Source organism: Asaia sp. Ae19-3, from assembly GCF_059801175.1.
In genome coordinates, this window is the sequence record NZ_JBCHWF010000001.1 from 764084 (window position 1) to 788110 (window position 24027).

Genomic DNA, 24027 nt, shown 5'->3' on the forward strand with positions numbered 1-24027 from the left:
AACAGCAGGAGTGCCTTTGCTGTCGTTTAGCCGTGTTTCGCCTTACCGTTTCTCTCTTTCTGCATGGAAGGAGCCGCGGTTGAAGGCGGTTCTTCTGACCCATGCCGCTCTTGCCTTGTGTCTCGCGAGTACACTGCCGGCTTTTTCCAGGGCCTGTGCCGCGCCCAGCCAGGATGGCAAGGCCGCCCACAAGGCAGCCGAGAAGGACGAGGCCTATCAGGTAGAGATCCTGCCATCGTCCGATCCGGATCTCGATCCGATGGTTCAGGCCTCCTCCACCCTGGCGTCATTGCAGAAGACGAAGGCGGTCGATCCCTATGCTCTCGCCGGGCGGATAAGGGGCGATTACGATCGTGTCCAGACGGCCCTCGAAAGTCGTGGCTTCTATGCTGGCAAGGTCATTATCACCGTGCGCCTGCCTGACGGGCGAGATATCGACGGTCGCGATCCCGCCCTGCCTGACCGGCTGGCTGCGCTGGAAAATACGCCTGCTGGCAGCAAGAAGCTTCGGATCACCATCAAGACAGTCACAGGGCCACAATTCCATATTGGCAAGGTCACGCTGGTTGCCGGTCCGCTGAGCGGCCAGTCAAACGAAACTGCGCCGGACAAGTCGGGCACGACATCAACCCCGTTCAACGGAAAAACCGGTGCGGCAAAGGCGACGCAGCCACTGCACCCGGTTGTGCTGGACGACGCAGCGCGCAAGGCCTTTGGCCTGCAGACAGGACAGAAGGCGATCGCAGCCGATGTGCTGGCGGCGCAGTCCGGCCTGCTTCACGCCTTGCTGGAAGAGGGCCATGCCCAGGCCAATGTCTCGACGCCAGTTGCCTATCTGCGACCTGCGACCCAGACGCTCGATCTCGAGTTCTCTGTGGGTGTCGGACCAGTTGTCGATATAGGGCCGATCAGCTTCACGGGGCTGGAACGCACGCGTGAGAAATTTCTGCGTCGTCGCCTGCTCATCCACGAAGGGCAGCTCTATCAGCCGAGCAAGATCGAGGACGCCCGTCAGGATCTTGCCAGTGTAGGGATCTTCTCATCCGTCGGGGTGCATGATGCGCCGCCGCTTGTGGCCCTGGCGCGCGGGCAGGCAACGCCGGGTGTGACGCAGGCCATGCCGCTGCGTTTCGCGCTTGCCGAGGGCAAGCGTCACACCGTTTCCGGACAGATCGGCTATTCGACCGATCTTGGCGGCCGCGTCGGTGCGAGCTGGACCCATCGCAATCTGCTTGGTGGGGCGGAGCAGCTAAAGCTGACGGCGCTCGTTACCGGGCTGGGTGGGTCTGCCCAGCAGGGGCTTGGTTACGATGTCTATGCTGATTTTCTGAAGCCGGATTTTCTGCGGCGTGACCAGAATCTGAGTCTGCGCGTCGAGGGTATCAGGCAGTTACTCTATTCCTATCACCAGACGGCCATTCTGGTGCGTGGCGGATTGATCAGGCGGCTCAACAAGCGCTGGAGCATCAATGGCAGTCTTCTGGCCGAGCAGGAAAACATCAAGCAATTCGGCGTTTCGACCGATTATCTGATCGTGCAGGCCCCTCTTGGGGCTGTTTATGACAGCACGGAATTGTCGAACCCGATCGATCCGGCGACGCATGGCATGCGCGCCACCGTGAACATCACCCCTTCGGAATCGCTCGAAAACGGCAGTGCCTTCTTCACTATCATGAGCGCCAGTGCTTCGACCTATTTCGATCTGCACCATATCGGGTTGAGTGCGCCGGGGCGCTCCGTCATTGCGGTGCGCGGGCTTGTTGGCTCGGTGCAGGGGGCGTCGACCTATCAGATACCACCCGATCAGAGACTTTACGCCGGTGGCCCCGCGACGGTCCGTGGTTTCCGATATCAGGGCGTGGGGCCGCAGAACGGCAAATATGGCATTGGCGGTACCTCGCTCGATGCCGGATCGGTGGAATTCCGTCAGCGTATCCTGAAAAGCTTTGGGGCCGCAGCATTCGTCGATGCCGGTCAGGTGGGTGTCGGCAGTCGGCCATTCCAGGGCAAGCTGCGCGTCGGTTATGGCGCGGGTGTGCGTTATTACACCCCTATCGGGCCGGTGCGTCTCGATGTCGCCCTTCCTGCCAACAGGCCGCCCCATGGCGATAAATGGGAGCTCTATATCGGTCTCGGGGAGACTTTCTGATGAACGCGCGCCCCGTAACCGATCCGTCCCGACGCGACCTGCCGCAGACGCCCGCGCCTGACCCCAAACCCCGCCTTGCGCGCTGGAAGCGTGTCGCCTTGTGGTGTGTGGCCCTGATTGTCGGGCTACCACTGGCGCTCGTGACGCTGGCGCTGGCTGGTATTCTGGTTTTCGCCAATATCCCATACGGCCAGCGTTTCATCGAACGAGAGACGGCGAGCCTGACAGGGGGCATGGTGCAGATGCAGGGGCTGGATGGGGCGTTTCCCTATCGGCTGCATCTGCGTCGGCTCACCATTCATGATCATATCGGGCCGTATCTGGCCATTGACGAGTTGCGCCTGAACTGGTCGCCGCTCGCGCTTTTGCATAAATCGGTCAAGGCGTCCCTGCTTCAGGCACAGGCCCTGCGCTTTGAGCGTCTGCCTGTCAGCGATCCAGCTGTACCAACGCCCCCTGCCACGCCGAGCACACCGTCAAGTCTGCATCTCGGGATCAACCTGAAGAAACTGGATGTTGCCCGTATCGATCTGGGCAAATCCCTCGTCGGGTTTCCGCTCAGTGCCTCGGCACAGGGGCATCTCGTTCTGGCCGATCTGGCGCCGATCCTCGATGGCCTGACACTGGGACATCTGCCCAAGGCCGATCTGGGTCTTACGATCACTCGTCTCGATCGCCCCGCCACAATCGCCGTCACCCTCGCGACACCACGCGACGCCATCAACCTGCATCTGACCGCTCACGACGGCGCGCAGGGGCTCGTGACGCAGTTTGCAGGCATGGAAACGTTCGATCCGTTGTCCTTGTCGCTTGATCTGTCGGGGCCGCTGCGTGCCAACCATCTCCTGCTCGATATGCAGGCGGGCGAGGTCAAGGCACACGCGCAGGGCACGCTCAATCTGTTGCAGCATCAGGGCAATCTGGGCCTCAAGGCCTCGACGCCCGCCATGTCGCCGCTCGCAGGTGTCGCCTGGAACGGGTTTTCGCTTTCTGCGGAACTCCATGGCGATCTGCTTGCCCCCTCAGGGAGTGGGGCTCTTGATCTCGACTCCCTTGCGGCCGCGGGCGCCGGGGTGACCCATCTCTCTGCCCGGTTCTCGGGGGATGAGGGCAAGGGCGCCCGCGCCGATAATCTGCTGCTTACCTTGCGCGCCGATGGGGTGCGCGTGCCGGGTGTACCAAGTGCGCTTCTGGCGTCGAGCCCGGTAGAAGCCCGGATCAAGGCACAGCCAAATGCCGAGGGGCAGCCTGTCACGCTCAGCGTCACGCATGAATTGTTCCAGCTCGGCGCCTCAGCACGGTTGAAGCCGGAAATAAGTGGCGCGCTCGACCTGGTGCTGCCCGATCTCAAACCACTGGCGGCCATCGGCAAGATCGCGCTTTCAGGCCACAACGTCACGCATGCCGATTTCACCTATCGACCCAAGGGAGACACGCGCCTTACGCTGCGCGATCGCCTGTCGATAACCGGCGGGCTGAAGCAGGCGGTTTCCCTTATCGGTGACGATGCCACGATTGCGCTCGATGTCACGGCATCTCCCGAACGCACGGATGGGCGTGTCGTGCGCATTGGCGATCTGACCATAGACGGCCGGGCCTTGCATCTGCATGACGAGGCCTCTGTGTCGCTGGGAAAAACACCATCTCTTGAAAGCGATCTCGTTCTGGCGCTGCCTGATCTCAAGGCTGCCGCCCCTCAGCTGCACGGTCATCTCGCCTTGTCGGCTCATGCCGAGGGGCCCTTTCAGGATCTCGCGGCAAAGACCCAGATCAAGGGCGAGATCGGCGCAAGTGAGGTGCCTGCCGGGCCGCTCACTCTCGATCTAAACCTGCTGCACCTGCCCGCGACGCCTGAAGGGTCGCTGCGCGCCGATGGAAAGCTCGACGGGCGCAAGCTTGCTCTCGACGCGAGCTTTGCGCGCCACGCCGATAGTTCGGCCGAGCTTATTCTGAATGCCCTCGACTGGGCAAGCCTGACCGGAAAGGCCCATCTCGTCTTGCCGCCCTCTGCCAAGGTGCCTCTGGGCACCATGGCGATTACGGCAGGTAACCTGAACGATTTCAGTGCTCTTGCAGGGCATCGCCTTGGCGGGAAACTTGTGCTGGACGTGCATACGAGCGAGGCGTCAGAGACCGTCCCCCCTGTTGTCAGCCTGTCGGTCAAGGGCGGCGTCAGCACGCCGGAGGCCCGTCTCGGGGCACTCGATCTGTTTGGCACGGTCAATAATCCGCTAGATAAGCCAGATCTCAATCTGAGGCTCGCGCTGAGCGGCATCGACGCTCAGAACATCAAGGGGGCGGCGAAGCTTGCCGCTCAGGGACCGCTGGATGCGTTGTCCCTGTCGCTCAACGGGGCTTTTCAGAATGTCATGGCGGCCCCGGCCTCGATCGACACGGCACTGTTGCTCGATCTGAGTGGCAGAAGCGTCCGCCTCAATCGCTTCAGTGCTCTGGTCAAGGGCGAGACCATACGTCTGTCCGGCGCGAGCAAGATCGATTTTGGCGAGGTAAAGGGCGTCGATCGCCTGCAACTCGCGGTGGCTCCTCAGGGTGTGTCTCCTGCAACGCTCGATCTGGCAGGAACAATCAAGCCTAGGCTCAACCTGCATCTGCGTGTGGCGCAGGTGACACCCGCGCTGGCACGGCCATTCGTTTCGGGTTTCGATGCCAGTGGTGTGCTTTCCGCTCAGGCCGATCTGACAGGAGAAATTGCGCGACCGACTGGATCGGTTGCGGTCAACCTGCATGGATTCAAGCTACGGAGCGGACCAGGTGAGTCACTGCCGCCGCTCTCGCTTCAGGCCAATGCGCTTCTAGCAGGGCAGTCAGCGCAATTGACCGCGCAGGCCGACGCAGGAAGCAAGATTACCCTGCGTGCCAATGGCGCTGTTCCGCTTTCTGCGACTGGATCGCTTGGGCTGCACGTCAATGGTGCGCTCGATCTCTCGGTCGCCAATGCGGTTCTCGGTGCTCAGGGAATGGCATTGAGAGGCAAGACAGCTATCGATCTGGCTCTGAACGGCGTGGCAACGGCGCCCAAGGCGACCGGACGCGTCACGCTTGAGGCGATCAATTTCGCGCATTACGGCCAAGGGGTGAGGCTGACCGATATCAATGGCGTCATTCTCGCCAATGATGACAGTCTGACCCTGCAGAATGTGCAGGCCCATGCGGGCAAGGGCGTGATCGGGCTGAATGGTTCGGTCGGGTTTCTGCGTCCCGGCCTGCCGCTGGACATCAGGATCGTTGCCCGCAAGGCACAGCCGATTACGAGCGATCTGCTGACCGCGGTGATCGATACCGATTTGCGCGCGCATGGCCAGTTGTCCACGCGTCTTGATGTCGATGGCACGATCCGTCTGCCGTCGGTCGTGGTCAATATTCCGAGCTCCATGCCGGCTTCGGTGCCACAACTGACCGTCATCAGACCGGGCCAAAAACGGGAGAGCAGCACCAGTGCGCTCGTGATCGGGCTCGATATCGGGGTGCTCTCGCCCGGCGAATTCTTCGTGCGCGGCCACGGTCTGGATGCTGAAATGTCCGGCAAGCTGCATATTGGTGGGCTCAGCACAGCTCCGGATATTTCGGGCGGTTTCGATCTCAAGCGCGGCTTCTTCAACCTCGCCGGGGTGAATCTCAACTTCACAAAGGGGCGTGTTGCCTTTGACGGATCAGGAGTGGATCACAAGCTCGATCCGTCGCTCGATTTCCGTGCAGACCGCAATGTGCAGGGCACACTCGCAAGCCTTGTTGTGGGAGGCTATGCCAGTTCGCCGAAGATCGATTTCACGTCGCAGCCGTCGCTACCGCGCGATCAGGTTCTGTCGATGCTTCTTTTCGGCAGCTCGACCGCGTCACTTTCACCGACACAGCTTGCGAGCCTCGCTGCGGCTGTTGCCCAGATTACGGGCGGGTCGAGCTTCGATCCTCTCAACAAGGTGCGCGGTCTGCTCGGGCTTGATCGCCTTGCTGTCGGCGGCGGGAGCGGCGTCAATAATGGCGGCGCGAGCTTGGAAGCTGGTAAATACGTGATGAAAGGCGTCTATGTTGGCGCCAAACAGGCAACAGGCGGATCGGGTACACAGGCTCAGGTGCAGGTCGATCTCACCAAGCGGCTCAAGCTCAATACGACCGTTGGCACGGGCGGGCAGGTGACCGGGTTCACCACGCCGGAAAACGATCCGGGGTCGAGTGTCGGCCTCAGCTACGGCTTCGATTACTAGGAATAGAAAAGGGAGGGGGCACGAGGTCCCCTTCCACGTTCAGCGCCCCGAGGGCGGGACTGTCAGAGCGTTACGGCTTCCGGAACGTACTGCCAGTCTGCCTTGTCTCGTGTCTGCAGGATGATCCGGGCATTGGGAGCATCGGTAACGGCAATCCAGTGCCGGGCCTCTTCCGGCGTGCGACCGAAATGCACATGGCGCGCTTCGAGCCACTGATTGCGGAGCGCTTCTTCTGTTGCGACAAACCAGCTTTCATCGAGATAGCGGCGCACATCTGACCACGGGCCGTCACAGAGCAGGTAATTACCTTCGACGATGATCAGCTTGCGATCGGGCAATACCGGTATGGCCCCTGCGATGGGCTCTTCGATCTCGCGGGCGAAGAGGGGGGCATAAACGATATCGGATTGCTGATGACGGATACGGTCGAGCAGCGAGGTGAAGCCTGCCGCATCGAATGTGTCCGGAGCCCCCTTGCGTCCAGCGCGGTCGAGACGCTTCAGCTCGCAATTGGCCAGATGAAAGCCGTCCATCGGCACGACAATGGCGTGTTCGGCATAATCTGCGGCAAGGCGAGCCGCGAGTGTCGATTTGCCTCCGCCTGGCGCGCCGACGAGACCGAGAATGACCCGGCCGGGGCGGGAGAGAAGCGCGTCGAGCCGCTGTCTTGCAGTCTGATAGCTGGACGTCATGATTTCTTTCGTTCCGATTCGTCGTGAAGAAGGGCGCGCACGGAAGAGACGACGTCGCTCCAGTCCCAGGCGCGTGTCTGACGCAGAATGCGCAGCGACGGATACCACGGGCTGTCGGTGCGATCCGTCATCCAGCGCCAACAGGGATTGACCCTGTCCATCAGCAGGACAGGCTTGTTCATGGCGCCTGCGAGATGAACCACCGAGGTATCGACCGAAACGACAATATCCAGATTATCGATCAGGGCCGCTGTATCGTCCATCGTCAGGCATTCGGGCATCAGATCAATGATCGGGGTTTTGCTCTCGTCAAGCTGACCGGAAGCAGCTCCCTTCTGCAGACTGTAAAAACTCGTTTTTGGCAGATCGAACAGGGGGCGCAATGTTTCGAGTGTCATGGACCGGCGTTGATCGAGCATGAAAGGCTCTGTCTGGTCACGCCTTGGCGCACCCGACCAGACCAGCCCGACCTTCAGGTTACGGTCGTCCCGCAAGCGTGCCGCAAAATGCGCCGACTTCACTGCGTCGGGTGCGATATAGGGCGGGGTGACACCAAAAGGATTTGGCGATGCCGTGAAGGCTCTCGGCAGGCTTATGAAGGGGCAGTGATAGTCATAATAGGGCGTCGTGCCACCGCTTTGCACAGTATCGACGCCCTCAACCCGTGCGCAGAGATCGCTCATGATGTCAGCGCCCCAGACACGGATAATGGCCCCTTTCTGCGCCAGAAGGGGCAGATACCGGAGATACATGAATGTATCGCCGTAGCCTTCCTCCTGCGTCACCAGAACATGTTTGCAGCGGAGATCAAGCTTCTCGGTGATGTTGGGCAGGAGCTGGGCCATGGGCAGGCTGGTATGGCCGGGCAGACGAAAGCGCCATTCATGCTCGGACCACCCCTGCTGGAAATACCCGGCCTTGAGCAGGGCGATGGAATAGTTGAGGCGCATCTGCGGATGGTCAGGTTTGATCTGGATCGCCTGACGATAAAGGTTGATTGCCTCATGAACGTCGCCACTGGCGGCCGTAATATAGGCGATATTCGACAGAGCGCTTGGATCCTTGGGGTCGAGCGCCTGCATGCGCTTCAATACGGCACAGGCATCGGCAAAACGGCCAGCCTGGGTGAGCGTGCAGGAAAGTGTGCTCAGGGCGGGAAGATGGCCCGGTCGTCTCTGCAGGGCGTCATTGAGGCGCGATTCGGCCTCATCGAGAAAGCCCAGCTGCATCAGGAGTGTCGCGCCAAGCTCGAGCAGGCGACAATCCTGCGGTGCAGCATGGGCGAGACGATCGCTCAGATCGAGCAGTTCAGCCCGGCGATCATGAGATTCTGCGACAGGAAGCAGCGTTTCCAGAGGATGCGGACCGATACCGGAAACCACTGCAAGGGTCCGGGCCATCTCGAGACATTTTTCCAGATCACCGGAAAGAAAGGCCTCGCTCAGCCTGGCCTGCGTCGTCTGCTCCTGCATGCCCATGGCTCAGCTCGTGGGCACCAGCTCGTGAACGACGTTGAGAATGGCATCGAGCTGATAGGGTTTTGTCATGACCCTGTCGATCGGCGAGGCACCATCAAGGTTCATGCCATGGCCGGTGGTATAGATGATCGGCAGATCCGGTCGGATCTGCCGACTTTCCTGGCCAAGCTCGGCGCCGCTTCCATCAGGGAGGGAGATATCCATGATGAGAAGATCTAGCGTCCGGTCACTATGCAGGAAACCGCGCGCCGTCGCACAATTCTCCGCCTCGAGCACCGACACATCGCTGTCTTCGAGGAATTCGATCAGACAGGTTCTGATCAGAAAATCGTCCTCTACGACGAGGACGGTAGGCGGGGTGGACATAAGCGCGGATCTCGGTCGGTTCAGGAAGACCAGTTCTGCTCGAAATCGGCATAGAGCGTGAGCCCGCCATCAACGAACAGGGTCTGCCCCGTAATATAACTCGATTCTTCCGAAGCGAGAAAGGCCATTGCGTCAGAGATTTCGCGGCACTCACCCGGGCGGCGCATCGGGATATGCTTTGCCGTTGCCTCGTATTTCTCCGGGTCCTTGGTCCAGGCGTCGTTGATGGGGGTCACGATGGCACCGGGCGCGACCGCATTCACACGAATACCGTAGCGGGCATATTCCAGCGCGAGGGTGCGCACGATGTTGCCAACGGCACCCTTGCTCGCGGAATAGCCCAGATAATGTGGCTTGGGCACCTGCTGGTGGACCGAGCTGTTGACGAGAATATTGCCCTTCTGGTCGTTTGCCCGCCAGTATTTGAGGGCTGCCCGCGCGCAAAGCACCACGCCCGTGACATTCACGGCCATGACGGCGTTGAAATCCTTAAGGGAAATATCTTCCGACGGACATTCGATCTGCATGCCTGCATTGCAGATAAGAACGTCGAGGCCACCGAAGCCCTCGATCGTTTCTCTCACGACGCGATCGACATCTTCTTCCACGGCCATGTCACCCGCGACAATGAGATGTTCGCCGGAGACGGGTTTGGAAAGACGGTCGAGAAGGGGGCGGAGTTTTTCGGCCTTGCGCGCGTTGATGGCGACCTGTGCGCCTTCACGGGCGAAATGCAGGGCTGCATCCTCGCCGATGCCCTGAGAGGCTCCGGTGATGAGGATTTTCTTGTTCGCGAACCGTTTGGTCGTGTGCTCCGTCATGCGGCGCTCTCCTTTTCCGTGGGAAAGGACAGCCCTTAGGGGGGCTGTCGCATCAGATCGGAGGATGAAACGCCGGTGAACGGAAAAGGATGCCTGACGGATCAGGCTGCCTTCATGGTCTCGGTCAGAGCCTGCAGAACAGCGGTCGGGTCCTTGTTTTCAAGAACGGCAACTTCACTGACAAAACGTTCCTGAGCTGCTTCGAAGAGCTTGCGCTCACTGAAGCTGCCGTCGAGGCTGTCGACATTGCGGCGCAGGTCGCGCAGCACTTCGGCAATCTGGATCAGGTCGCCGGAATTGATCTTTTCCTGATAGGCGACCGCACGGCGTGCCCACATGCCCTTGCTGACATGGGGCTTGCCCTTGATGATCGACATCGCCTTTTCGACGATATCGCGCGTCACGATCTTGCGCAGGCCGGATTTGCGTGCCTTCGAAAGCGGAATACGCAGGGTCATCTGGTTGCCGGGGAAGGAGATCTGGATGATCTCCAGCTTGGTTCCGGCAATCTCGTCTACACCGATGCGGTCGACGCGGCCCACACCATGTGCGGCATAGACGATGGAATCCCCTTCCTGAAACGGATCATCATCTCCGCCATGAGAGTCAGCCTGAGTTGCGGTCAGCGCAGCGGCGCTACGCGCCATCGCGTCTGTCATGCCTCCCTTGGGAGGGGTTTTGAACGTGCTCATGGCGACAGCTTATAACAGAAATTCCACAGCTTGTCTTGTGGTCTCGTCAGGGCTGAACACCGCCCTGCGGCGGAATGGGGCCGTCAACGGCTTCACCGATCGGCTGCAGCAGGTCGATCTCGATGGTGCGGGCCATGGTCAGCATGGGCAGGGCATGCCTGCTGGGCACGAAAGGCTCCTGCAGATCGCGACCGCTCTTGTCGAGCGCCTGGAACAGAAAGCCGACAAGGCTCGACCCGAGCGGGGTGATCCAGCCAAGGGTCTGCACGGCCGAAAACGGCAGAACGATGCAAAAAACATGCACGACCAGCAGGGGTAGCACCGAGTATTGCACAGGCAGGGGGGTGTTCTTGATGCGCTCGAGGCCACCCTGCGCATTGGCCAGATCGGAGAGAATGCGATCGATCGTGCCATGAACGGCGCCATCGATTTTCATGCGCTCGACTTCCTCTGCGACGCAAAGGCCGATTTCGTAGAGCAGCGCGTTGGGCTTGTTGGTGCGCGCCATGATCCGCTCATACATTTCCGGCGCGAGCAGACGCTTTGCATCGGGTCCCTGCTCGGTGTTCGAGAGCGCCGTGCGCAGAAGATAGGGATAAGCCGCCATGGCCTTTGCCAAGTCGGGGCGACCGCCCAGCAGCGTTGCGGCCTCACGAGCGAAGGAGCGGGAGTTGTTCGTGATCAGGCCCCAGAGCGAGCGTCCTTCCCACCAGCGTGCATAGGCGGCATTGTTACGCACGCCCAGAAACAGGGCGAGGGCCGAGCCCATGAGCGAGATCGGCAAGGCAGGCTGTTCCATCCATTCCTGGTGGAACACCTGATAGAGAATAACGACAACGAGGTCCCACAGAGCGAGAATACCAAGGGGCAGGGCGGTCTCGCGAAGGAGAATCCACAGGCCGTAAGTCTTGTCGACGATCAAGGTTTGTCGGTCCTCAGTCTACATGTTGGCAATAGGCGGCATCTTATCGAAGACGCTGTGCATAAAACTCGTTAAAACTGTCGCTGTTTTGTGACGTATCGTGAATCATCTTCTTTCACTGGAGTTTCCGTCTATGGATGTGATTGCCGCTCTGGCTCTTGAAGCCGGTCGCCCGCTTGAAATCGATACCGTTCAGCTGGAAGGGCCGCGCGCAGGCGAGGTTCTGGTCGAGATCAAGGCGACAGGGCTCTGCCATACCGACAAGTTCACTATGTCAGGCGCCGACCCGGAAGGCCTGTTTCCGGCGATCCTCGGGCATGAAGGGGCAGGTATCGTGCTTGAGGTCGGTGCCGGTGTCACCTCGCTCAGGCCGGGTGACCATGTGATTCCTCTTTACACTCCGGAATGCCGTTCCTGCCCGTCGTGCCTGTCGCGCAAGACCAATCTCTGCACCTCCATCCGGGCAACGCAGGGCAAGGGGCTTATGCCCGATGGCACCACGCGCTTTTCCTATCGTGGCAAGCCTGTTCACCACTATATGGGCTGCTCGACCTTCGCAAACTTCACCGTGCTGCCTGAAATTGCTCTGGCGAAGGTGCGTAGCGACGCGCCTCTCGACAAGATCTGCTACATCGGTTGCGGCGTGACCACGGGTATCGGTGCGGTGCTGTTCACGGCCAAGGTAGAGGCCAATTCCACGGTTGTCGTGTTCGGTCTTGGTGGCATCGGTCTCAATGTCATCCAGGGGGCGAAGATGGTTGGCGCGCGCCAGATCGTTGGCGTCGACCTCAACCCGGAGCGTGCCGAAATTGCCCGTCAGTTCGGCATGACCCATTTCGTCAATCCTGCCGATCTTGGCCCCGATGGCGATGTGGTCGGGCATCTGGTCGAACTGACGGGTGGGGGCGCTGACTACACGTTCGAATGCGTAGGCAACGTCAAGCTCATGCGTCAGGCGCTCGAATGCGCGCATCGCGGCTGGGGTGTTTCCTGCGTGATCGGCGTGGCTGGAGCAGGGCAGGAAATCAGCACGCGTCCTTTCCAGCTTGTCACCGGGCGTCGCTGGATCGGCTCGGCTTTCGGCGGCGCGCGAGGACGCACCGATGTGCCCAAGATCGTCGACATGTATATGGAAGGACGGATCAACATCGACTCCCTGATCACGCAGCATCTCAAGCTGTCGGAGATCAATCACGGGTTCGACCTGATGAGTCAGGGCAAATCTATCCGCTCGGTTGTGGAATTCGACGCATGAGCGTCGAGATACTCTCGAAGCAGCTATGTCATGGTGGGGCTGTCAGCACGGTCGCGCATAAATCGACCAGTCTCGGCCTCGATGCGAAGTTCATGCTGTTCCGGCCTGCTGAGGCATTGCGCGGCGACAAGACGCCGGTGCTTTTTCTGCTGGCAGGGCTGACCTGCACGCATGAGACGTTCCTGCAGAAATCCACGATCATTGCCGAGGCAGCAGCTTGCGGCCTCACGCTGGTCGCACCCGACACCTCGCCACGCGGCGCCGGTGTCGAGGGAGAAAATGACACCTACGATCTTGGCACGGCGGCCGGTTTCTATCTCGATGCGACCCGGCAGCCCTGGGCGTCGCATTATCGCATGGGCAGCTATGTGGCGGACGAGTTGCCGGAGCTGATCCGCACCCGTTTCGGGCAGGAAGGATCGGCTTTCGGTATCATGGGGCATTCGATGGGCGGTCATGGGGCGCTCGTTCATGGGCTGCGCAACCCGTCCCTCTGGCAATCCGTCAGCGCCCTTGCGCCTATTGTGCATCCTTCAGTGGTACCGTGGGGCACGAGAGCGTTTAAGGCCTATCTCGGTGAAGACCGGGAAAGCTGGGCTGCCTGGGATGCTGTTTCGCTGATCGCGTCTGGCAGGCGTCATCCGAACGAGATCCTCATCGATCAAGGGACTGCTGACCAGTTTCTGGCACAGGAGCTGCGACCCGATCTCATCGAGAATGCCGCAGCAAAGGCGGGCCAGCCGCTGACGCTGCGCTATCATGCGGGATATGATCACTCCTACTGGTTCATTCAGAGTGTGATAAGCGATCATGTCGCTCACCATGCACGGCTTCTGGGAGCGCGCTCATGATACGCAAGCTTGTGGCCGTCTCGGTGCTGTTCCTCGCTGGGTGTGTCGGGTCAGAGCCGCATCCCTCCGCGCTTGTTCCGCTTGCGCATGGCGATTTCGATCACAATACGCTGGCGCTTACCTGGCAGCCCGGGTTCTGCAGTGCCGGAGGTGGCTGCACCTCCGATCAGCCACGCCAGTCACTTGTCGGTCTGCACGGGCTATGGGCCTCAGAGCCCCATTCGCTTGAAGCGCAGAACGTGCCGGTCGAGCGTTGGTGGCGTGAAGGTTGCGGCCTGTTTGGTCCTGACGCGCCGCCACCTGTGCTCGATAACGCCATGCTGCAAACACTTGGCGAGATCATGCCGCACACCAACCCGTCGCTGCTGACCCATGAATGGGTCAAGCACGGGGCCTGTTTCGGCTATGATCCGGGTGTCTTTTTCGCAAAGGCAAGCGCGCTTCAGAGCCGTTTCTCCCGTTCACCCATGATGGCGTTTCTGGCAGCCCGCGCCGGTACTGTGGTGGGACATGACGAGGTGCTGGCGTTTTTCCGCACGGCGACAGGCGCAACACAGCCAAGAGCGCTCCAGCTCCGCTGCGAGACGGATCAGGCCAAACGCGTCGTGCTGACACAGCTCTGGTTCACGCTCGATCCGAAGCGCATGGGGCAATTCCCGAGCGCCGGAAGTTATCTGGACTCCCCTCAGATGCAGGATAACTGCCCTGCCAGTTTCTGGCTCAAAAACTGGTGAGAGCCTTCTCTGGGCGTGCCTCGTCATGGCGCGCTCAGGGCGAGGGGAAGTTGCGTATCATGAGGTGGTGGTCACCGGGGCGTGACCAGAGATTGTTACTGCCCGCTACGGGCCCGTGCCCGACCACCTCATAGCCACCAGATGCCCAGCATGTGTTGTTCGACACCAGAAGAGGTGAATCATCAGACTTCGGAAAGGGTATCAGCCTCATGCAGGGGCCATTGGCTATGCCAGTGATCTGATTGCCGATCACATTGATATTGCCCCCGGCAACAATGACCGGAGACCGGGCAGCTGCGGCTCCCCAGACCGAGGAATTGGCCAGGATACCGCCATACATGCGGTCCAGATGAAAGCCGGCCCAGCCGGGTTCGGCCCCGCTTGAGGGGAGGTCGGCGCTGCAATTGACCACGCGGGTCAGGTCCACCCCATCAGCAAAAATACCGGCACGTTTCCCTTCGAGATAGGAATCGGAGACGCTGAGATCTTCGTCGTCCTTGCCGTCTACAGCGTAGATGCCGTACCAGGCCTCCAGCACACGCAGGTTGCGGATTTTCGTGCCTTGCACCCCTGGCCCGATGAAGATTCCTGTGCCGTGGATATCCGTCACATCGGATACCGTATTATTCGAGGCATAGGCCGAGACGGTGTTGCTGGCTGCCATGGTGCCACTGATCACGACAGCATTGGAATCGCCAAAGGAGTCGAAGAACGACCCTCTGACGATGTTATCCGACGTGGCAATAAGCTCGACGCCGTTTCGGAAGCGATCGATATTGACGTTCTCGACCACTCCCTTGAAGGCGCCGGTGACGCTGATGGCTGTATCCGTGTAGGCGTTGACCGACCGCAACCGCAGATTGCGAATGATATAGGGTATCACCGCCGTGCCTGGCTTCGGGGCACTGAGCACCAATCCCCCGTCGAGAAAGCGCAGCGTGCCGTTATTGCCTTCCAGTATGAAGGTTTTCGCGGTCGGAGGCGCTCTCAAAGTTCTAACCCGACAGGTGCCGGACAGGGACAGCGCAACATTCTTTGCCGTAGCGGCGTCTACCGCGGCCTGAAAGCTTTTCGTGTCATCGGTTGCGTCATCGCAGCGCGCCCCGAATTGCGCAACGTTCAGGCCGGCTTCAGCACATGCAGCAACAGGAATACCCAGCCACAGCCCGATTGCGACGGCGAGAGCAGCACCCGCACGGGTCACGATGTCAGTTGCCCTGCAGGTGCAGCACGATCTCGCGGCTATGCGGCGTACGGCGATGCTCGAAAAGATAGATGCCCTGCCATGTGCCAAGCACGGGCTCACCACCCATGACGGGAATGGTGAGCTGCACATTGGTCAGAACCGAACGGATATGAGCGGGCATGTCATCCGCCCCCTCGTAATCATGACGATAGGCGCGTGCTTCCGGCACGAGGTCGTCGAAATAGCTGACGATATCGTGCTGGACGGTCGGATCGGCATTTTCCTGAACAATGAGCGATGCCGAGGTGTGACGACACCAGAGCGTCAGGAGCCCGTCTTCAATGCCGGTTGAGGCGACCCAGTCGAGCACCGACCCGGTGATCATGGTCAGGCCCTTGCCCCGTGTACGAATGGAAAGACGGTGAAAGGCCTGCTGCATTTCCGGTATCCTGTCTCGCTCTGGTTCCAGTGTCAGCGCAGATAGCCAACCAGCCGTTCCGCCTCGCTTACAATCGGCTCGGCCAGGGCATTGGCGCGTGCTGCCCCCTGTCTCAGAACGCCCTCCAGATGGGAGCGATCCTCGAGCAGGCGGCGTGTTTCGTTGGCAACCGGTGACAGCGTCTCGACCAGTACTTCGGCGAGAGCGGCCTTGAAGGGACCAAAGCCCTGACCGCCGAAACGTGCCAGCACGTCATCGACGCCCTGATTGGCCATGGCGGCGTAGATCGTCACCAGATTACGCGCTTCGGGGCGGCCTTCCAGCCCGGCGGCCTCGGAGGGCAGGGCCTCGGTGTCCGATTTCGCCTTGCGTATCTTGAGGGCGATATCATCCGCTGTGTCGGTCAGTTCGATGCGTGACTGGGCAGAAGGGTCGGATTTCGACATCTTTTTGGTGCCGTCGCGCAGGCTCATGACGCGAGCTGCCGAAGGCGGGATCAGGGGTTCGATCATGGGGAAGAAATCGACCCCGTAATCATGGTTGAACTTCGCACCAATATCATTGGCGATTTCGAGATGCTGCTTCTGATCTTCGCCCACCGGTACGCGGGTGGCATGAAACGCGTGAATATCGGCAGCCATCAAAGCGGGATAGACGAAAAGCCCGGCGGAATGCTGTTCGCGATCCTTGCCTGCCTTTTCCTTGAACTGTGTCATGCGGTTGAGCCAGCCGAGGCGCACGACGCAATTGAAAATCCAGCCAAGGCGCGCATGGGCGCTTACGGCAGACTGGTTGTAGAGCACATGCTTTTCGGGATCGATACCAGAGGCGATCAGACAGGCGGCCTGAGCCAGATTGTCGCGTCGCAATTGCTCGGGCTCACGAAAGACGGTGAGGGCGTGCATGTCGACCAGGCAGAACACGCAGTCATGATCTTCCTGCAGCCGCACCCAGTTGCGGATCGCGCCAAGATAATTGCCAAGCTGGGGGACGCCGGTCGGCTGAATGCCGGAAAATACACGTTGCATGGCCGATGTTGTCGAATGCGTCTGACAAACGGTCAAGGGGAAAGATTGCCGAGCCAGCGCAAATGCCTGTAAGGGCTGCGCGGCGTCAATTTGCATGACGGCGCGTCTGAACGAGGAGATCGTGGTGCCGAGGGGGATTCTGACTGTCTATGCGGGTCCGATGTTTGCCGGCAAATCGGCGCATCTGCTCGTGGACCACCCCGATCAGGAGGGCAGTCTCTGTCTTGCACCCGCTTTCGACACGCGCTCGGGGGCAAGCATTCACAGCCGTGTCGGGTTGCGCCGCCCTGCGCGTTCGATCTCTTGCTGGCCCAGCGATTTTGCGCGTTTCAGGCATATTCTGCTCGATGAGGGGCATTTCATGATTGCGCCGCATTATACGGGCGATGTGGTAGCCGATATTGCGAAAAGCCTGGAGGCAGGAATCGATATCAGCGTGGCCGGGCTTGATACGGATTTCATGCAGCATGATTTCGATGTCATGGCCCGGCTTCGTGTTCTGGCAGACCGTTACGTGCCGCTCACCGCACGGTGTCATGTCTGCGAAGCACCGGCGCGATGGACGGCAAAGAAGCGCCAGACTGGCCATGTGCTCGAAACCGGCGACGATGATCTATATGAGGCGCGTTGCGACGCTCATTGGGCGGCTCCGGACTAGACTCTGTTCCGCTCGTCGAAGGCAGATATCAGGGGATCTTGCCCTGTATGGACAGATGGTCGCGCAGATCATGCACGCGGTTCGAGCCGATTTCTTCCTTGCGGGCAGCCGCAAATATGTCGGGGGTGATGACCGGTGCGGGTGTCGTGGCACCTCGGGAAATGAGCCAGTTCAGGATCAGACTCAACTGTTCGTCAGTCAGACGACGGAAACTGGGCATCGAAAAATTGTAATGGCCGCCATTGGCCGTTATCGGGCCGTCGAGCCCGTTGAGCATGACACGTGCCAGATAGTCCCGGCCCTCGCGCGTTTTCGCGATTATATCAAGGCGTCCGGCCAGAGGTGGCACCTCGCCGGGCAGGCCGGAGCCACCATGGTGGCAGATGCCACAATTCGGGCCATAGAGCTTTTGCCCCGCGCTCTTCTTGCCACAACCCGCCAGAGCAAGCGTGGCAATCAGCGCCAGGGCGAGGGGGGCACGCATGGAGAGCGTCTTACTGCTCCTGCCCACCCAGACCCAGAAGCTGGATCTTGAAGACCAGCGGGCTATTGGGCGGAATGATGCCCATGGAGCGTTTGCCATAGCCTAGTGCGGGCGGGACATAGAGCATCCACGTATCACCTACATGCATCATCGGCAGGGCCTCCATCCAGCCTTGCACGAGACCGTCGAGCGCCATCTGCATATAGGCGCCGTTACCGTGCTGCTCGGAACTGTCGAAAATGCCGCCATCGGGCAGACGCCCTTCATAGATCAGCATCATCATACGGCCCTTGGATGGCTGTTCACCATCCTTCGGCCCAGATTTCAGAACCTTGTAGGCCAGTCCGTCAGGCAGGGTCTTGACCCCGGGTTCCGCACGAACCTTGGCCATGAACTGCTCGGGTGTCAGCTCCGGCTCTTCTTTCGGGCCGCCACAGGCAGTCAGAGCGACGAAAGACGCCCCGGCAACGAGGGTCTTGATGGAGCGGGACATACGCATGTCTGGACCTCTTGAAACTTGCGAAGCCCCCGCTGCCCGACCTCGCGCATTGCGGAGAGGGTCAGCGGGGGCAGGCGATCGCCGTCTTGCGATCAGGGCTTGCCGCCGGTGCGGCCGATCTGGCCCCCAAGGCGCAGGCGCAAGGCATTGAGCTTGATGAAGCCCTGGGCGTCGACCTGATTATAGGCGCCCTCGTCATCCTCGAACGTAACGACGCGGGTATCGTACAGGCTGTTCGGGCTTTCACGACCTACGCAGATCACATTGCCCTTGTAGAGCTTGAGGCGGACGCGGCCGGTAACCGATTTCTGGCTGGCATCGATCAGCGCCTGAAGCATGTAACGCTCGGGCGAGAACCAGAAGCCGTTATAGATGATCTCGGCATAGCGCGGCATCAGGCTGTCCTTGAGGTGCATGGCCTCGCGGTCGAGCGTGATGGATTCGATGCTGCGATGAGCGGTCAGCAGAATGGTGCCGCCCGGCGTCTCGTAGATGCCGCGTGACTTCATGCCGACGAAGCGGTTCTCGACCAGGTCGAGACGGCCGATACCGTTATCATGACCGAGCTTGTTGAGGCGCGTCAGCAATTCGGCAGGGGAAAGCGTGACGCCGTTGAGCGCGACCGGATCGCCCTCATGAAAATCGATGGCGATCTCGGTGGCGACATCGGGCGCGTTTTCGGGCGAGATCGTGCGCTGGAAGACGATCTCGTCAGGCGCGATCGCGGGGTCTTCGAGAATCTTGCCTTCGGAAGACGAGTGCAGAAGATTGGCATCGACCGAGAACGGCGCTTCGCCGCGCTTGTCCTTGGTGACGGGAATCTGGTTTTCTTCGGCAAAGGCCAGAAGCTTGGTACGCGACGTGAGGTTCCACTCACGCCACGGCGCGATCACCTTGATGTCCGGCTGCAGGGCATAATAGCCGAGTTCGAAGCGAACCTGGTCATTCCCCTTGCCGGTAGCACCATGTGCAACGGCATCGGCACCGACCATCTTGGCGATCTCGATCTGGCGCTGGGCGATCAGCGGGCGCGCGATCGAGGTGCCGAGCAGATACTGGCCCTCGTAAAGCGCGTTGGCGCGGAACATCGGGAAGACGAAATCCTTCACGAACGTCTCACGCAGATCTTCGACGAAGATTTCCTTCACGCCGAACATTTCGGCCTTGCGGCGTGCGGGCTCGAGCTCTTCACCCTGGCCGAGATCGGCGGTGAAGGTCACGACCTCGCAGCCATATTCCTTCTGGAGCCAGCGAAGGATAACGGAAGTATCCAGCCCGCCCGAGTAGGCGAGAACGACTTTTTTAATGTCCCGGGCGGTCATAAGGCCGAGCTTCCCTCTGTAAAGATGACGCGTTCAGCGGCTTTCTTACCACCCGTCAGCCGATCAGACCAGTCTTGGGGGCGGGCCCTGACCTGTTATTCAGCCTCGGCAGTCACATTGCGGCGAAGACGCTCGCTTTCCGTCTTCAGCTGACCGCAGGCAGCAAGAATATCACGGCCGCGCGGCATGCGGATCGGCGAGGCAAAACCGGCATCCATCACGATGGCCGCGAATTTCTGCAACTGCTCACGGGTAGAGGGCTTGAATTCCGAACCCGGCCAGGGATTGAACGGGATGAGATTGACCTTGGCGGGTAGGCCCTTGATCAGGCGCACCAGTTCACGGGCATCGGCTTCACTGTCATTGATCCCGCGCAGCATGATGTATTCGAAAGTGATGCGTCGCGAATTCGAGGCCGCCGGATAGCGACGGCAGGCCGCCATCAGTTCTTCGATCGGATATTTGCGGTTGAGCGGCACGATCTTGTCGCGCAGGTCGTTGGTAACGGCATGCAGGGAGATGGCGAGATTGACCGCCAGTTCCTCGCCGCAGCGATCCATCATGGGCACGACACCCGATGTGGAGAGGGTGATGCGTCGGCGTGACAGGGCGATGCCCTCGCCATCCATTACGATGCGCATGGCCTTGGCCACATTGTCGTAATTATAGAGCGGCTCGCCCATGCCCATCAGCACGATGGTGGAGAGCAGACGAGGGGTTTCCCCTCTGGGGCTCGGCCATTCGCCATAAGAATCGCGCGCAGCCATGAACTGCGAGACAATCTCGGCAGCGCCGAGATTACGCACGAGCTTTTGCGTGCCTGTATGGCAGAAGGTGCAGGAAAGGGTGCAGCCGACCTGAGAGGAAATACAGACAGCGCCGCGATCTTCACGACGATCAGGGATATAGACCGTCTCGGCTTCCTGCCCGTCACGGAAGCGGAACAGGAATTTGCGCGTGTCGTCATTCGAGGTCTGTTCGAGAGACGTGGCGGGACGCCCGACGACGTAATGTTCGGCAAGCTTTGCCTGGAGCGGCTTGGCAATGCTGCTCATGAGCGAGAAATCGGTCGCCCCCTGATGATAGATCCAGTGCCAGAGCTGCTTGGCGCGAAACGGCTTCTCGCCGAACGCAGCCATTTCAGCAATCAGCTCTTCGCGTGACAGGCCCACGAGGTCGCGACGTCCATCCGGCAGAACCGCAGGCGGAGGTGCGAAAAGAGCAGATTTGGCCAGGATGCGCGCGCGCTCCTGCTCATTCAGGTCGAGAGGGGTCGAAATGTCGGACATGGGGCTGCTCTATCATGGAAGAGCCCCTCAAACGCAAGGAAAACCATGCGCGGCTTTTGAGAAGCACCAGGCTAAGTCCCGAGCCATGTCCGGTCTGATCGAACGGAGCGTGGCGTGGGAGGAGGCAAGCCCGTCGGGGTCTCTCTGACGGCGCGCGTTTTCCACCTGCCCGAGGGTATTCTTACTCGGGGCTATCCTGATTCAAGAGACCCGTTTTGCCGCGATCAGGAATTCGCGGTTGCCTTCCGGACCGGTGATGGGGCTCGGCTCGATACCGAGCACTTCCCAACCCTCGAGCCCTTCCCACCAGCCGCGTATTTCTGCGCAGACGCGCTCATGCACTGCCGGATCACGTACGACGCCCTTGGCGCCAATCTCTGCACGACCTGCCTCGAATTGCGGCTTGATGAGGGCGACGGCCCAGCCGCCCGGCTGGCAAAGCGCCAATGCCGGAGGCAAAACAGTGCGCAGACCGATGAAGCTGGCATCGCAGACGACAACAGAGATCGCATCAGGGATCATTGTCGCATCGAGCGTGCGGGCGTTGGTTTTTTCCATCACCACGACACGCTCATCAGAGCGAAGCTTCCAGGCGATCTGCCCGTGCCCGACATCCACGGCGAACACCTTGGTCGCGCCCTTGGTCAGCAGAACATCGGTGAAGCCACCCGTCGAGGCCCCGACATCGATCGCCGTGGCGCCTGTCGGGTCGAGGGCAAAATGAGCAAGGGCGTGGTCGAGCTTGAGCCCGCCACGAGACACCCAGGGATGGTCCTGCCCGCGCAGGTCAAGTGGGGCGTCTTCGGCGAGCATGTCACCCGCCTTGGCAATGCGACGATCCTTGGTGAACGCAAGGCCCGCCATGATCAGCGCCTGCGCGCGGGCTCGACTTTCGACAAGCCCGCGTTCGACCAGAAGTACGTCAGCCCGCTTCTTGGCCATCAGGCCGTCTGCTGAGCGTTCTGCGCACCCAGAGCCGCCTGGGCGACCGTGACGATCTGCGGGGCATTGAGCCCGGCTTCATCGTACTGCACGTCCGGCAGGTTGTGGTCGATATAGGTGTCCGGCAGAGCCATTGGGCGGAACTTGACCTGATCGAGCAGGGTGGTTTCTGCCAGATGGCGCACGACCAGGCTGCTGAAGCCACCGGCGGCACCTTCTTCGATGGTGATCAGCACTTCATGCTCGCGTGCCAGACGCTCGACCAGAGCCGTGTCGATCGGCTTGGCGAAACGGGCATCGGCCACGGTCACGGCGATGCCCTGTGCGGCGAGATGATCGGCAGCCTTCAGAGACTCGGTCAGACGCGTGCCCAGAGACAGGATTGCGACGCCCGATTTCGCGCCTGGCTGGCGTACGGCTTCCCGCACGATGCGGCCGCGACCGATTTCCAGAATTTCGCCAGCTTCCGGCAGTTCAAGGCCTGTGCCGCTGCCGCGCGGGTAACGGAAAGCAATCGGACCGGAATCATAGACGCAAGCTGTTGCCGTCATGTGGGTGAGTTCGACCTCATCGCTCGGTGCCATCACGACCATGTTGGGGAGGCAGCAAAGATAGTTCAGGTCGAACGAACCGGCATGGGTCGCCCCATCCGCGCCAACGAGACCGGCACGGTCAATGGCGAAACGCACCGGCAGGTTCTGCAGATCGACGTCATGCACAACCTGGTCATAGGCGCGCTGCAGGAAGGTCGAATAGATGGCGCAGAACGGACGCAGGCCTTCCGAGGCCATGCCCGCAGCGAACGTCACGGCGTGCTGCTCGGCGATGCCGACATCGAAGAAGCGGTCGGGATGTCTGGTTGCGAATTTGTCGAGACCGGTGCCGGACGGCATCGCTGCCGTGATGGCCGTGATGCGCTCGTCCTTTTCGGCATGACGCAGCAATTCGCGTGCCATCACCGAGGTGTAGCTCGGCGGGCCAGCAGGCGCTTTTTTCTGTTCGCCCGTGACGACGTTGAATTTGCTGACGGCATGATACTTGTCACCCGCCGATTCAGCAGGCGTGTAGCCACGCCCCTTTTCGGTGATGACATGCAGCAGAACCGGACCCTCATCAGCGTCGCGCAGATTGCGCAGGATCGGCACGAGCTGGTTCATGTCATGACCATCGACGGGGCCGACATAATAGAACCCGAGCTCTTCAAACAGCGTGCCGCCCGTAATCAGGCCGCGGGTCAGCTCGTCTGCGCGCTTGGCGGTGCGTTCGAGGCCAGCCGGCAGGCGCTTGGCCAGCTTGCCAGCCAGATCGCGAAGGCTCAGGAACTTGCGTGACGTCATGAGACGCGACAGGTAGTTCGACATCGAGCCGACCGGCGGTGCGATCGACATCTCGTTGTCGTTGAGGATGACGATCAGACGCTTGGCGCCTGCACCAGCCACAGCTGCGTTGTTCATGGCTTCATAGGCCATGCCAGCCGAGATCGACCCGTCGCCGATGACCGCAATGACGTTGCGCTCGTGGTAGGAGGGATCTTCGTTGGCGCGCAGGTGGTGCGCGACCGCCATGCCCAAGCCAGCCGAGATCGACGTCGAGGAATGCGCGGCGCCGAACGGGTCGTACTCGCTTTCCGAGCGACGGGTGAAGCCCGACAGACCATGGGGCTGGCGCAGCGTGCGGATACGGTCGCGACGTCCGGTCAGGATCTTGTGAGGATAAGCCTGATGGCCAACGTCCCAGATGATACGGTCATCAGGCGTGTTGAACACGGCATGCATGGCAACCGTCAGCTCGACAACGCCCAGGGAAGCTCCGAGATGCCCGCCTGTGGTCGAGACGGCATCAACCGTCTCAGAGCGCAGTTCCTCTGCGAGCTGCTTGAGCTGCTCGGTCGAGAAGTTCCTCAGATCGGCAGGAACAACCACGCGATCGAGATGCGGGAAACGGCCCATCGTCGGGATAGAGGCGTTGGGGTTCGGCTTGGTGGTATCGCTCATTCT

At 60.6% G+C, this 24027-nt stretch carries 21 protein-coding genes; 6 read left to right on the forward strand and 15 right to left on the reverse strand.

Translation table 11 applies throughout. From position 1 onward, the window contains the following. Window positions 1–133: 133 nt before the first annotated feature. Window positions 134–2149 carry an autotransporter assembly complex protein TamA gene (locus tag AAID99_RS03310; RefSeq protein WP_371869824.1) on the forward strand — a complete coding sequence of 672 codons (2016 nt, stop codon included), beginning with the start codon at window positions 134–136 and terminating at the stop codon, window positions 2147–2149. Continuing rightward, on the forward strand, window positions 2149–6372 hold the full coding sequence (locus tag AAID99_RS03315; RefSeq protein ID WP_498493137.1) for a translocation/assembly module TamB domain-containing protein: 4224 nt from the start codon (window positions 2149–2151) through the stop codon (window positions 6370–6372). Before AAID99_RS03310 ends, AAID99_RS03315 begins: the two co-directional genes overlap by 1 nt. A 62-nt stretch (window positions 6373–6434) precedes the next feature. Here the strand turns inward: AAID99_RS03315 and AAID99_RS03320 are convergent, their stop codons facing one another. The 6 genes from AAID99_RS03320 to AAID99_RS03345 form a co-directional block, all read right to left on the reverse strand. Beyond that, entirely contained in the window at window positions 6435–7064 is a 630-nt protein-coding gene (locus tag AAID99_RS03320) for a nucleoside/nucleotide kinase family protein (RefSeq protein WP_498493138.1), read from the reverse strand. After that, a complete protein-coding gene (locus AAID99_RS03325; protein WP_498493139.1) occupies window positions 7061–8542 on the reverse strand; it encodes a tetratricopeptide repeat protein in 1482 nt (493 codons plus the stop codon). The genes AAID99_RS03320 and AAID99_RS03325 overlap by 4 nt, the downstream gene beginning before the upstream one ends. A 3-nt stretch (window positions 8543–8545) precedes the next feature. Continuing rightward, window positions 8546–8908, reverse strand: coding sequence for a response regulator (locus AAID99_RS03330; RefSeq protein ID WP_498493140.1), 363 nt, complete (start codon window positions 8906–8908; stop codon window positions 8546–8548). A gap of 20 nt (window positions 8909–8928) precedes the next feature. Beyond that, entirely contained in the window at window positions 8929–9729 is an 801-nt protein-coding gene (locus AAID99_RS03335; protein ID WP_188425324.1) for a glucose 1-dehydrogenase, read from the reverse strand. 101 nt (window positions 9730–9830) lie between these two features. Next, complete coding sequence (locus AAID99_RS03340) at window positions 9831–10421, reverse strand: CarD family transcriptional regulator (RefSeq protein ID WP_188425325.1); 591 nt, start codon at window positions 10419–10421, stop codon at window positions 9831–9833. 46 nt (window positions 10422–10467) lie between these two features. Continuing rightward, window positions 10468–11343 carry a bestrophin family protein gene (locus AAID99_RS03345; protein WP_498493141.1) on the reverse strand — a complete coding sequence of 292 codons (876 nt, stop codon included), beginning with the start codon at window positions 11341–11343 and terminating at the stop codon, window positions 10468–10470. 133 nt (window positions 11344–11476) lie between these two features. Between AAID99_RS03345 and AAID99_RS03350 the strand changes: the two genes are divergently transcribed. From AAID99_RS03350 to AAID99_RS03360, 3 genes are read left to right on the forward strand one after another with little or no spacing between them, the layout of a single operon-like run. After that, window positions 11477–12598 (forward strand): S-(hydroxymethyl)glutathione dehydrogenase/class III alcohol dehydrogenase, encoded by a 1122-nt coding sequence (locus AAID99_RS03350; protein ID WP_498493142.1) that lies wholly within the window; start codon window positions 11477–11479, stop codon window positions 12596–12598. Beyond that, window positions 12595–13449 (forward strand): S-formylglutathione hydrolase, encoded by an 855-nt coding sequence (fghA, locus tag AAID99_RS03355; RefSeq protein ID WP_188425328.1) that lies wholly within the window; start codon window positions 12595–12597, stop codon window positions 13447–13449. Before AAID99_RS03350 ends, fghA begins: the two co-directional genes overlap by 4 nt. After that, window positions 13446–14183, forward strand: coding sequence for a ribonuclease T2 family protein (locus AAID99_RS03360; RefSeq protein WP_498493143.1), 738 nt, complete (start codon window positions 13446–13448; stop codon window positions 14181–14183). The genes fghA and AAID99_RS03360 overlap by 4 nt, the downstream gene beginning before the upstream one ends. A gap of 34 nt (window positions 14184–14217) precedes the next feature. On the opposite strand, the gene AAID99_RS03365 is transcribed toward AAID99_RS03360, so the two are convergent. From AAID99_RS03365 to trpS, 3 genes are read right to left on the reverse strand one after another with little or no spacing between them, the layout of a single operon-like run. Continuing rightward, window positions 14218–15387 (reverse strand): right-handed parallel beta-helix repeat-containing protein, encoded by a 1170-nt coding sequence (locus tag AAID99_RS03365; protein ID WP_188425329.1) that lies wholly within the window; start codon window positions 15385–15387, stop codon window positions 14218–14220. 4 nt (window positions 15388–15391) lie between these two features. Continuing rightward, window positions 15392–15808 carry a secondary thiamine-phosphate synthase enzyme YjbQ gene (locus AAID99_RS03370; protein WP_498493144.1) on the reverse strand — a complete coding sequence of 139 codons (417 nt, stop codon included), beginning with the start codon at window positions 15806–15808 and terminating at the stop codon, window positions 15392–15394. A 32-nt stretch (window positions 15809–15840) separates the two neighbouring features. Further along, the gene (gene trpS, locus AAID99_RS03375) at window positions 15841–16836 is read right to left on the reverse strand and encodes a tryptophan--tRNA ligase (protein WP_188425331.1); all 996 of its coding nucleotides are present in this window, start codon (window positions 16834–16836) and stop codon (window positions 15841–15843) included. Window positions 16837–16930: 94 nt separating this feature from the next. Between trpS and AAID99_RS03380 the strand changes: the two genes are divergently transcribed. Continuing rightward, window positions 16931–17494 (forward strand): thymidine kinase, encoded by a 564-nt coding sequence (locus AAID99_RS03380; RefSeq protein WP_498493145.1) that lies wholly within the window; start codon window positions 16931–16933, stop codon window positions 17492–17494. Between the two features lie 28 nt (window positions 17495–17522). Here the strand turns inward: AAID99_RS03380 and AAID99_RS03385 are convergent, their stop codons facing one another. From AAID99_RS03385 to dxs, 6 genes are all read right to left on the reverse strand, one after another. After that, window positions 17523–17978, reverse strand: a complete 456-nt coding sequence (locus AAID99_RS03385) for a c-type cytochrome (RefSeq protein WP_188425332.1) — start codon at window positions 17976–17978, stop codon at window positions 17523–17525. 10 nt (window positions 17979–17988) lie between these two features. Continuing rightward, window positions 17989–18477, reverse strand: coding sequence for an FKBP-type peptidyl-prolyl cis-trans isomerase (locus AAID99_RS03390; RefSeq protein ID WP_188425333.1), 489 nt, complete (start codon window positions 18475–18477; stop codon window positions 17989–17991). A 92-nt stretch (window positions 18478–18569) separates the two neighbouring features. Continuing rightward, window positions 18570–19799, reverse strand: a complete 1230-nt coding sequence (locus AAID99_RS03395; protein ID WP_188425334.1) for an argininosuccinate synthase — start codon at window positions 19797–19799, stop codon at window positions 18570–18572. 95 nt (window positions 19800–19894) lie between these two features. After that, complete coding sequence (gene rlmN / locus AAID99_RS03400; protein ID WP_188425335.1) at window positions 19895–21088, reverse strand: dual-specificity RNA methyltransferase RlmN; 1194 nt, start codon at window positions 21086–21088, stop codon at window positions 19895–19897. Window positions 21089–21289: 201 nt separating this feature from the next. After that, window positions 21290–22030, reverse strand: a complete 741-nt coding sequence (locus AAID99_RS03405) for a TlyA family RNA methyltransferase (protein ID WP_188425336.1) — start codon at window positions 22028–22030, stop codon at window positions 21290–21292. Continuing rightward, window positions 22030–24024, reverse strand: coding sequence for a 1-deoxy-D-xylulose-5-phosphate synthase (gene dxs / locus AAID99_RS03410; protein WP_188425337.1), 1995 nt, complete (start codon window positions 24022–24024; stop codon window positions 22030–22032). Before dxs ends, AAID99_RS03405 begins: the two co-directional genes overlap by 1 nt. Window positions 24025–24027: the final 3 nt, after the last annotated feature.

Bases quoted from the DNA above. Each gene is read 5' to 3' on its own strand.
- AAID99_RS03315 (WP_498493137.1), top strand. From the start codon at position 2,149: ATGAACGCGCGCCCCGTAACCGATCCGTCCCGACGCGACCTGCCGCAG.
- AAID99_RS03320 (WP_498493138.1), bottom strand. From the start codon at position 7,064: ATGACGTCCAGCTATCAGACTGCAAGACAGCGGCTCGACGCGCTTCTC.
- AAID99_RS03325 (WP_498493139.1), bottom strand. From the start codon at position 8,542: ATGGGCATGCAGGAGCAGACGACGCAGGCCAGGCTGAGCGAGGCCTTT.
- AAID99_RS03330 (WP_498493140.1), bottom strand. From the start codon at position 8,908: ATGTCCACCCCGCCTACCGTCCTCGTCGTAGAGGACGATTTTCTGATC.
- AAID99_RS03335 (WP_188425324.1), bottom strand. From the start codon at position 9,729: ATGACGGAGCACACGACCAAACGGTTCGCGAACAAGAAAATCCTCATC.
- AAID99_RS03340 (WP_188425325.1), bottom strand. From the start codon at position 10,421: ATGAGCACGTTCAAAACCCCTCCCAAGGGAGGCATGACAGACGCGATG.
- AAID99_RS03350 (WP_498493142.1), top strand. From the start codon at position 11,477: ATGGATGTGATTGCCGCTCTGGCTCTTGAAGCCGGTCGCCCGCTTGAA.
- fghA (WP_188425328.1), top strand. From the start codon at position 12,595: ATGAGCGTCGAGATACTCTCGAAGCAGCTATGTCATGGTGGGGCTGTC.
- AAID99_RS03360 (WP_498493143.1), top strand. From the start codon at position 13,446: ATGATACGCAAGCTTGTGGCCGTCTCGGTGCTGTTCCTCGCTGGGTGT.
- AAID99_RS03370 (WP_498493144.1), bottom strand. From the start codon at position 15,808: ATGCAGCAGGCCTTTCACCGTCTTTCCATTCGTACACGGGGCAAGGGC.
- trpS (WP_188425331.1), bottom strand. From the start codon at position 16,836: ATGCAACGTGTATTTTCCGGCATTCAGCCGACCGGCGTCCCCCAGCTT.
- AAID99_RS03380 (WP_498493145.1), top strand. From the start codon at position 16,931: ATGACGGCGCGTCTGAACGAGGAGATCGTGGTGCCGAGGGGGATTCTG.
- AAID99_RS03385 (WP_188425332.1), bottom strand. From the start codon at position 17,978: ATGCGTGCCCCCCTCGCCCTGGCGCTGATTGCCACGCTTGCTCTGGCG.
- AAID99_RS03390 (WP_188425333.1), bottom strand. From the start codon at position 18,477: ATGCGTATGTCCCGCTCCATCAAGACCCTCGTTGCCGGGGCGTCTTTC.
- AAID99_RS03395 (WP_188425334.1), bottom strand. From the start codon at position 19,799: ATGACCGCCCGGGACATTAAAAAAGTCGTTCTCGCCTACTCGGGCGGG.
- rlmN (WP_188425335.1), bottom strand. From the start codon at position 21,088: ATGTCCGACATTTCGACCCCTCTCGACCTGAATGAGCAGGAGCGCGCG.
- AAID99_RS03405 (WP_188425336.1), bottom strand. From the start codon at position 22,030: ATGGCCAAGAAGCGGGCTGACGTACTTCTGGTCGAACGCGGGCTTGTC.
- dxs (WP_188425337.1), bottom strand. From the start codon at position 24,024: ATGAGCGATACCACCAAGCCGAACCCCAACGCCTCTATCCCGACGATG.